Here is an 8,828-nt window from a genome sequence, read left to right on the forward strand (position 1 = left end):
GCACGGGACGGTCCATGCCGTCCGCGCTCACCGCCGCCACTCCCGCCGGCAGCGCGACGACCAGCTCGGACTGGTCGTCGCGCAGGTTCATTGTCGCGCCGACGGCTTCCCGGTCGTCGGCGGCCGGGAGCCGGTGCATCACCTTCAGCGCGGTGTTCTTGATAACGTCGGGAAGGATTTTCGCTGGGATCTGTTCCACGACAATGAGCCCCTCGCCGTAGGCGCGGATCTCCGCGAGCAGCGAGGCGAACAGGTCGACGGCGGCCGCGGCCGGGCCGTCGGTGACGTTCTTGAGCAGCCGGTGGGCCTCCTCGAGGACCAGGACGTGGCGCAGTCCGCCCGCGCCCGCGTTGCCGTACCGGACCCGCAGATGCTCCACGACGCGGATCAGGACGGCGCCGAGCAGGAACGCCTTGTCCTGGTCGCTGGTGATGTCCTCCAGCTCGAAGACGACGTTGCGCGCCAGCAGGGCGCCGATGTCGATCGGATGCCCGCCCTCGAAGAACCGACCGGGAGAACCCTCCCGCAGGCTGCCGATGCGCACGTCGACAAAGCCCCGGACGTCCGCCGTGACCTCCGCGCCGTAGCCGATATTCTCGACCACCCTCGTCGCGGTGCGCTGCAGGTCCCCGAGGGTCGGATATCGCCTGCGCACGTCGACCTTCGGGTCCTCCTTCGGCCCGGCCACCCGGAATCTGGGCCGGTGCGCGGGCTCCGGCCGGTCCAGCACCAGGTTCCATCCCAGGTCTTGGTAAGAGACCGTCAGCGCGCGGGCGAGCACCTGGGGGAACGGCTCGTGCGCCTCGAACGCCGCCAGGAACAGGGCCCGGACGAGATCGATGTGGCTCTGCAAGGGAAAGCCGGGCTCGGGTTCCAGCGGGTTCAGCGACGCCGGTGGAGCGTCGAGCCGGCCCGGCCTGATGACGAGCACCTGGGCGAGGCCGGCGAGCCGCCCGGCCATCCGGGCGTACTCGGCCTTGGCCGGCTCCAGGACCAGCCACGGAACGGGCGCCGGAGCACGGGTCAACGACTCCAGCAGCGACCGCACGGTCTGTGACTTCCCGGATCCGGTGGCGCCGCAGACGAAGGCGTGCCGGTTGAGCGTCGCGCGGGGAACCGAGAACGCGCCGGCCGGCATCCAGCCGGCGTCGAGCACGTCGCCGAGCCGAACGGCGCCGGGCGTTCCCCGGGGGTCCGCGGGACCGGACCGGTTCGGACCCTCGGGCGTCACGTCGAAGGCGTGCGGTGTGATCAGGGTGATACCCGGCAGCTCACGGCCGGGCGGCCGGGCCAGCGCCGCCAGCAGCTCCGCGCTCGCTCGCGGCGAGGGCCGCGGCGAGCCGGCCAGCCCGCCGGTTCCGGTTCCGGCTCCGACCCCGGCTCCGGCTCCGACCCCGCCGAGGGCCCCGCGAACGAGGTGACCGGGCCGGTCGGACTCAACGTGTAGGGCAGCCGGTCGAGATCGCTGGAGCTGCACAGCAGGGCGGCCAGCGAGACCGCGCCGGCCGGGGTCACCCCACCGACCAGGATCTCCACGTCCCACATGCCGCTCGACGCGCCCCGGCCCAGTTCCCGGTAGCGGGCCTCCGCGCGCTCCAGGTCGAGCCGGGTGCCCTGGTCGTTCTCCCGCCGGCGCAGCACGGGAATCGATCGCGAGAGGTCCGCCCGTTCCTCGGCGAGATGTTCGGGGGGCACCGGCCACGCGAGCACAAGCCAGGCGAACGGGCCGACGAGATGCGCGGCGTAGTCGTCGAACGATCCGCGGCGGGTGTCCGGCGGCCGGACGTCGGTGCCGGGATCGGCGGCCCACAGGGCATCCGGGAGGCCTTCGCACCGCAGCCAGTAGGGGAAGCCTGCGAGCTGGGCGGGTACGGCGTCCGGTGGCAGCGCCACCGCTGTCGATCCCGGCGGGTACAGCAGCGGAACCGCGGTTGCGGCTGGTGTCGACGTGGCTGTTGCGAGCGACGTGGCCGGTGTCGACATGGCCGCCGCGGTCGGGTCTGTCGTGGTCGGGCCCGCCGGGAAGAAGGGGCGGCCGCCGGCGAGGAACCGGATGTGCGCCTCACCCGGGCCCCGTAGCCAGGCGACGGCGATTCCCGGCCGGGCTGCTCCCGGCACCGGGTACGGGCCGCCGCGAGTGGACGCACCGGAGACGGTGGGTTCGTGGCCGGGCCCGAGCGAGGTCAACTGCGCGTACGCGCCGACGAGGGCGGCGAAGAGCGCGGCCGGTACGGGATCGGGCCGGTCGGGTGTGTCGGGTCGCCGAGGGGCGGTGAGGATGCGGTGGAACCGGAAACCGGCGAGCACGATCGGAGGGGCCTATTCGTGCCGGCTGCGCCGGGAACGGCCGCCGGCCGTCCGTACCACCATGCCGGGCTCCTCGTGGTCTTCGTCTCGTCTCTCCGCGAACATACTTCTGATCATCGATGCCGATGTGGCAATCTATCACCCTCCGCTGGGCATTGGATCCGGATCGTGTCCATCATTGCTCGAAGTACTTGAATTCTGAGATCGGGGAGGAGCGAGGGTCGAACATGGAGGCATGGACGGTTGTCTCCGATCGTCACGGTCCCGGGCGCATGGACTCCCGTCGTCGTGATCGCGGTCTGCGGGTGTCGTGGGCCGACGCACCGGCGGCTGCTCCGGGATACCTCCCCGAGTCGGGGTACCTCGCCGGGCTGGGCTACCTCGCCAGGTCGGCGCGAATGATACGTATTGTCATCGCCGGTGCATTATGGCCGCAGCCGGATGGCGCGGGCGTGGCGGCCGCCGGGGGTGGCAGAGGTCACGGGGGTGGCAGAGGTCAACAGTGCGTCGCCGCCCCGCCCGTGGCGTCGTCCCGGAAGTCGGAGGCATGGCCGATCATCGCAGGAATCGCCGCCGGACCGAGACGCGTACGAGCCCCCCGCGGGGTCGCTCGGTCGCGGTCGGTGCCGCCGCGGTGGGTGTGACGTTGGCCGTGGGGGCGGCCAGTGCACTTCATCTCAGCAGTCCCGGCTCGGACCCGGGCTCCTCGCATGACCTGTCGGTGTCCCTACCGTCCGGGCCCAGGGGCGCGCCCCAGCTCGGACGCACATCCGGGCTCGATCCCACCTCCGAAGCACGCCCGGCGGGAGTGGGTGGGCCGGTGAGGACGAGCCGGGCGGCCGGCACCGGCGCGGACGGTCGGGCGGGGCCCGCCTCCGACCTCACGGCGATCCCCGAGGTCGGACCGGTGATGATGACGAAGATCCCGCAGGCCGCCCGGCAGGTGATCGTGGTGAGCGGCATCGACCGGAACGCGAACACCAACAACGTGACGCTGTGGGAACGAGCCGATCCCGGCTCCGCCTGGGAGACCTACGGCGCCCCGCTGATCGGCCGCAACGGCGCCGACGGCTGGACGTATGACCATCGGGAGGGCGATCTGCGCAGCCCGATCGGCGTGTTCAGTCTCACCGCCGCCGGTGGCAAGCTGGCCGATCCGGGCACCGGTCTGCCCTACGAGTATCGCCCGTCGTTCTACCGGGCGACGGGTCCGCGGGGCGAGCTGATGCCCGACGCGTTCAACTACGTGGTCGCCATCGACTACAACCGACTGCCCGGGCATCCGCCGTCGGACCCGACCCGTCCGCTGGGCCCGCAGATCGGCGGGGACATCTGGCTGCATGTCGACCACAGATCGCCGACGCGGGGCTGCATCGCGGTGGAACAGGACGCCCTCGTGGCCATTCTCCGTTGGCTGACCCCGATGGCCCATCCCATGATCGTTATGGGAGACGCGGCGGACCTCGGCGCCGACAACGCCCGCCCCTGAGCCCCTTGCCTTGCCTATCCAGAGGGATAAATCAGACACAAAAGCCTCTGGACAGGCAAGGAAGCCGGTGAGGCTCAGCCGGCTGGCTTCTCCGCGTGCTGTTCCGCGTGCCCACCGAACTGCTTGCGCATCGCCGACAACAGCTTGTCGGCGAACAGGCCATCCCCGCGCGAGCTGAACCGCTCGTAGAGGGACGCTGTCAGCACATGGGCGGGAACGCCCTCCTCCACGGCGGCCAGTACCGTCCAACGTCCTTCCCCGGAGTCGGACACCCGGCCGCTGAACTCGGTGAGTCCGGGATCCTCCTGCAGCGCGGCGGCGGTGAGGTCGAGCAGCCAGGAACTAACCACGCTGCCCCGCCGCCACACCTCGGCGATCGCGGTGGTGTCGAGGTCGTACTGGTAGTACTCCGGGTTGCCCAGCGGGGCGGTCTCGGCGTTGTGCTCGGCGGACGTCGTGCCGATGTTCGCCTTGTCGAGCACCGCGAACCCCTCGGCGAAGGCGGCCATCATGCCGTACTCGATGCCGTTGTGCACCATCTTGACGAAGTGACCGGCGCCGTTCGGGCCGCAGTACAGGTATCCCTTCTCGGCCTGGGTGATCTCGCCGGTCCGGCCCGGGGTCCGCGGGATGGTGCCGACGCCGGGTGCGATCGTCTCGAACAGCGGCTCTAGGCGGGCCACGACCCCCGGTTCGCCGCCGATCATCAGACAGAAGCCGCGTTCCAGCCCGAACACGCCCCCGGAGGTGCCGACGTCGACGTAGTGGATGCCCCGCTCGACGAGCGACGCGGCACGCAGGATGTCATCCCGGTAGTAGGAGTTGCCGCCGTCGATGATCACGTCGTCCGGCGCGAAGTGCTCGGCCAGGGCCGAGACGGTCTCACCGGTCAGCCCGGCGGGCACCATGATCCAGGCAGCCCGGGGCGGACGCAGGGCTGCGGCGAACTCGGCGAGGCTCCGCGTCTCCGTGGCGCCCTCCGCCGCCAGGGCCTTGACGGCCTCGGGGTTGACGTCGTAGACCACGCATTCGTGACCACCGCGGATCAGCCGGCGCACCAGGTTGGCACCCATCCGGCCGAGTCCGATCATCCCGAGCTGCATCTTCATCTCTCCGCTGGTTCGTCTCGATGGCCCGCTCCGGCGTGTCGCCGGGACGGGCCCGGCCTGGCGCTCCTGACGCCATTCTCCGTGCTGCATCCGTGCTTCCCCGTCCGTGGTGCACGTGCTTCTCGTCTCCGAGCCGGCGCCGGCCCGGTCACGGTCCGTCCGTGCCGTCCGTGCCGTCTGGATCAGTTGGATCAGTTGGATCAGTTGGATCAGTTGGCGAGCCGGGCGGGACCCCGAAAGTTCCCGATGATCTTCGGTTGGCGTGGATCGAGCGGCAGATTCTAACGAGCAACGACGGAGGGCTTGTGAGCGAGCCGGGCAGGGCAGGGGAGGCGGCCATGGATGCCGACGCGGACGTGATTGTGCTCGGCGCCGGGCCCGCGGGCGAGAACGTCGCCGGCCGCTGTGCCGACGCGGGTCTGTCCGTCATCGTCGTCGAACGCGAGCTCGTCGGCGGGGAGTGCAGCTACTGGGGCTGTATCCCGAGCAAGACTCTCCTGCGGCCGGGGGAGGTGCTGGCGGCGGCCCGCCGCGTTCCCGCCGCGGCGTTCGCCCGGCGAGACCGGATGGTGGGCGACTACTCCGATTCCTCCCAGGTGCCCTGGCTGGTCGACAAGGGCGTCGAGCTGGTGCGCGGGACCGGGCGCCTGGTGGGGCCCGCCGGCCGGGTCGCGGTGACGCTGCTGGACGGCACCCGCCGGGTGCTGACCGCATCCCGAGCCGTGGTTGTGGCCACCGGGACGCGGGCCGCCGTTCCACCGATCCCCGGTCTCGCCGACGCCGAACCGTGGGACAACCGGACCGCGACCGGCGCGCGGAAGGTCCCGCACCGCCTCGTGGTGCTCGGCGGCGGCGCCATGGGGGTGGAACTCGCCCAGGCCTTCCGCCGGCTCGGTAGCGTGGAGGTGACCTTGATCGAGGGATCGCCCCGGCTGCTCGTCCGGGAGGAGGAGTTCGTCAGCGAGCAGCTGCGGGCCGCCTTCGAGGCGGCCGGCATCACGGTGCGGCTCGGAAGCCGGGCGGTCGAGGTCCGCCGGGCCCGGACGGGACCGGACGGCTCGGCCGGGCCGGTGACCGTCACGGTGGAGTCGGCGGATCCGGCTGAGCCGGCGGATCCGGCTGAGCCGGGTGAGCGGCGGCCGCGCCGCGATGCCGTGGTCGCCGACGAGATCCTGGTCGCCGTCGGGCGCACCCCGGCGACCGGCGACCTGGGCCTGGAGACCGTGGGCCTGCAACCCGGGCGGTTCATCGAGGTCGACGACCGGCTCCGCGCGGTCGGCGTGGCGGGGGACTGGCTCTACGCGGTCGGCGACGTCTGCGGCCGCGCGCTGCTCACCCACATGGGCAAGTACCAGGCCCGGCTGGCGGCCGACGTCATCACCGGCCGCCGGGACCTCGCCGGCGCTCCCGTGCGCGACCTGGCCGACCCGGCGGCCGTCCCGCGGGTGACCTTCACCGATCCACAGGTCAGCGCGGTCGGACTGACCGAGCGGGCCGCGCGGGAGGCCGGGATCGCCGTGCGGGCCGTGAGCGTGCCGACCGGCTCGGTGGCCGGCGCGTCGGTGCGGGGGGAGGAGATCACGGGCACGTCGAAGATCGTTGTGGACGAGACCCGCCGGGTGCTCGTGGGAGCGACCTTCACCGGTCCGGACACCCAGGAGATGGTGCACGCGGCCACGATCGCGATCGTCGGAGAGGTGCCGTTGGAGCGGCTGTGGCACGCGGTCCCGTCGTTCCCGACAGTCAGCGAGGTCTGGCTGCGCCTGTTGGAGGTCTACGGATGACGTCGTTGCGCGGACGTCGTTGCGCGGACCGCAGCACCGAAACGCCTGGGCGGGGCCGCGGATCGGGTTGGCCGAGCCTTCAGGACGGCCCGCCGGTCGCCGCCGGGGCGCGGTGGTCGGTCCGGCCCAGCCGGCGCACGTCGGGCGCGCCGAGCCGGGCCGCGTCGGCGGTCGCGTCGTCGGCCTGCCGCTGCGAGGCCCGTTCGGCCTCCACCCGGGCGAGGTAGTGCTCGACCTCGCGGGCGCGGGTCGCCTGGTCCCAGCCGAGCACGGGGGCGATGAGATCGGCCACGTGCTCGGCGGCCTCCACCCCCCGGTCGATGGTCTCGATCGAGACGCGGGTCCGCCGGGTGAGCACGTCCTCCAGGTGCAGCGCCCCCTCGTGGGAGGCCGCGTACACCGCCTCCGCGGCCAGGTAGGTCGATGCCCCGCGCAGCGGCTGGGCGAGATCCGGCCGCGTCTCGATGAGGTCCAGGAGCTCCTCGGTGAGGGTGCCGTAGCGGTGCAGGAGGTGCTCGATCCAGCCGACGTGCAGCCCCGCGCGGCGGGCGAGGGTCTCCCGGGCGTTCCACAGCGCGGGGAACCCGTCCGCGCCGAGCAGCGGGATCTTCTCGGTGCACGACGGCGGCACCGCCCGGTTCATGCCGTGCACGGCCGCGTCGACGGCGTCGGCGGCCATCACCCGGTAGGTCGTGTACTTCCCGCCGGCGACCATCGTCAGCCCGGAGACGGGGCTGACCACGGCATGCTCGCGGGACAGCCGCGAGGTGTCCTCGGACTCCCCGGCGAGCAGCGGGCGCAGCCCGGCGTACACCCCGGTGATATCCGCCGCCGTGAGCGGCGTGCGCAGCACCCGGTTGACCGTGCCGAGCAGGTAGTCGATGTCGGCGCTGCTGGCCGCTGGATGGGCGAGGTCGAGGCTCCAGTCGGTGTCGGTGGTGCCGATGATCCAGTGGCTGCCCCACGGGATGACGAACAGCACGCTCTTCTCGGTGCGCAGGATCAGGCCGGTGGCGCCATGGATGCGGTCGCGGGGCACGACGATGTGCACTCCCTTGGAGGCCCGGACCGACAGCTGGCCACGTCCCCCCACCATCGCCTGGATCTCGTCGGTCCATACTCCGGCAGCGTTGATCGTCTGGCGGGCCCGCAGCTCGATCTCGGCGCCCGACTCGAGGTCACGCACCCGCACGCCGGCGACCCGGTCGCCCTCCCGCAGGAAGCCGGTGACCCGCGCGCTGGTCGCGATGAGCGCCCCGTAACGGGCGGCGGTCCGCGCGACGAACACGGTGTGCCGCGCGTCGTCGACCTGGCCGTCCCAGTACTGGATCGCGCCGACGAGGGCGTCCGGGCGCAGCGACGGGAACTCCCGCAGCGCCGCCTTGCGGGTCAGGTGCCGGTGATGGGGCATGGTGGCGTCGCCGCTCGGCCCGATGCGGGCCAGCCCCTGCCCGAGGGTGTCGTAGAGCAGCACGCCACTGCCGATGTAGGCACGTTCCCAACCGTGGCGGGTCAATGGCAGCAGGAACGGGATGGCCCGGACCAGATGGGGCGCGAGCGTGTCCAGCATGAGGGACCGCTCCCGCAGCGCCTCTCGGACCAGCGGGGCGTTGAGCTGCTCGAGGTACCGCAGCCCGCCGTGGATGAGCTTGCTCGACCGGCTGGATGTGCCGGCGGCGAGGTCGCGCGCCTCGACCAGGGCGACGGACAGGCCCCGGGTCACCGCGTCCAGCGCCACCCCCGTGCCGGTGACCCCGCCGCCGATCACGGCCACATCCACCGGATCCGCCCCCATCCGGCGCAGTGCCTCGGCGCGGCCGACCCGGTCGAGCCGGGCGGTCGAGGTTCCGTGTCTGGTCGGCGTCATCGCCAGTTGCTTCCTCTCCTGCGAACGTCCTCGCGTCCCGTCGTCGTGATCGCCCGGGACGCTCCGGCGGCTCGCCACCCATCGTGCCGGCTGTCGGTGTCCGGTGTCCGGCGCCCGGGCGCGGGATCGTTGAACGTCCATGAACGTCTGTGAACGTCCGGCCGGGGCGTGGTGGGATGCGAATGCGACCGTCCCGGGATCCCGCGTGAGGCGACCGGATGGGCGACCAGATGGAGGTCAACACCAGGATGGAGGTCAACGCATGGACCTGA

The 8,828-nt window shown here is 72.2% G+C and carries 6 protein-coding genes; 2 read left to right on the forward strand and 4 right to left on the reverse strand.

Features of this window, described 5'->3' with window-relative positions; translation table 11 throughout:
• Both ACY45C_RS05000 and ACY45C_RS05005 read right to left on the reverse strand, forming a co-directional pair.
• A partial coding sequence (locus ACY45C_RS05000) for an ATP-binding protein (protein ID WP_462186470.1) occupies window positions 1-1,231 on the reverse strand: 1,231 nt, incomplete at its 3' end.
• A gap of 20 nt (window positions 1,232-1,251) precedes the next feature.
• Window positions 1,252-2,307 carry a hypothetical protein gene (locus tag ACY45C_RS05005; RefSeq protein WP_462186471.1) on the reverse strand — a complete coding sequence of 352 codons (1,056 nt, stop codon included), beginning with the start codon at window positions 2,305-2,307 and terminating at the stop codon, window positions 1,252-1,254.
• An 820-nt stretch (window positions 2,308-3,127) separates the two neighbouring features.
• Here ACY45C_RS05005 and ACY45C_RS05010 point away from each other — a divergent pair.
• The gene (locus ACY45C_RS05010) at window positions 3,128-3,796 is read left to right on the forward strand and encodes a L,D-transpeptidase family protein (protein ID WP_462186472.1); all 669 of its coding nucleotides are present in this window, start codon (window positions 3,128-3,130) and stop codon (window positions 3,794-3,796) included.
• Between the two features lie 74 nt (window positions 3,797-3,870).
• Here the strand turns inward: ACY45C_RS05010 and gnd are convergent, their stop codons facing one another.
• Window positions 3,871-4,899: a phosphogluconate dehydrogenase (NAD(+)-dependent, decarboxylating) gene (gene gnd, locus ACY45C_RS05015; protein WP_462186487.1), complete on the reverse strand. Its 1,029-nt coding sequence runs from the start codon at window positions 4,897-4,899 to the stop codon at window positions 3,871-3,873.
• A 344-nt stretch (window positions 4,900-5,243) separates the two neighbouring features.
• Between gnd and ACY45C_RS05020 the strand changes: the two genes are divergently transcribed.
• Entirely contained in the window at window positions 5,244-6,689 is a 1,446-nt protein-coding gene (locus tag ACY45C_RS05020) for a dihydrolipoyl dehydrogenase family protein (RefSeq protein WP_462186473.1), read from the forward strand.
• A gap of 79 nt (window positions 6,690-6,768) precedes the next feature.
• Here the strand turns inward: ACY45C_RS05020 and ACY45C_RS05025 are convergent, their stop codons facing one another.
• Window positions 6,769-8,556: a glycerol-3-phosphate dehydrogenase/oxidase gene (locus ACY45C_RS05025; RefSeq protein WP_462186474.1), complete on the reverse strand. Its 1,788-nt coding sequence runs from the start codon at window positions 8,554-8,556 to the stop codon at window positions 6,769-6,771.
• Window positions 8,557-8,828: the final 272 nt, after the last annotated feature.

The organism is Frankia sp. CcWB2 (genome assembly GCF_977927585.1).

Bases quoted from the DNA above. Each gene is read 5' to 3' on its own strand.
- ACY45C_RS05025 (WP_462186474.1), bottom strand. From the start codon at position 8,556: ATGACGCCGACCAGACACGGAACCTCGACCGCCCGGCTCGACCGGGTC.
- ACY45C_RS05020 (WP_462186473.1), top strand. From the start codon at position 5,244: ATGGATGCCGACGCGGACGTGATTGTGCTCGGCGCCGGGCCCGCGGGC.
- gnd (WP_462186487.1), bottom strand. From the start codon at position 4,899: ATGCAGCTCGGGATGATCGGACTCGGCCGGATGGGTGCCAACCTGGTG.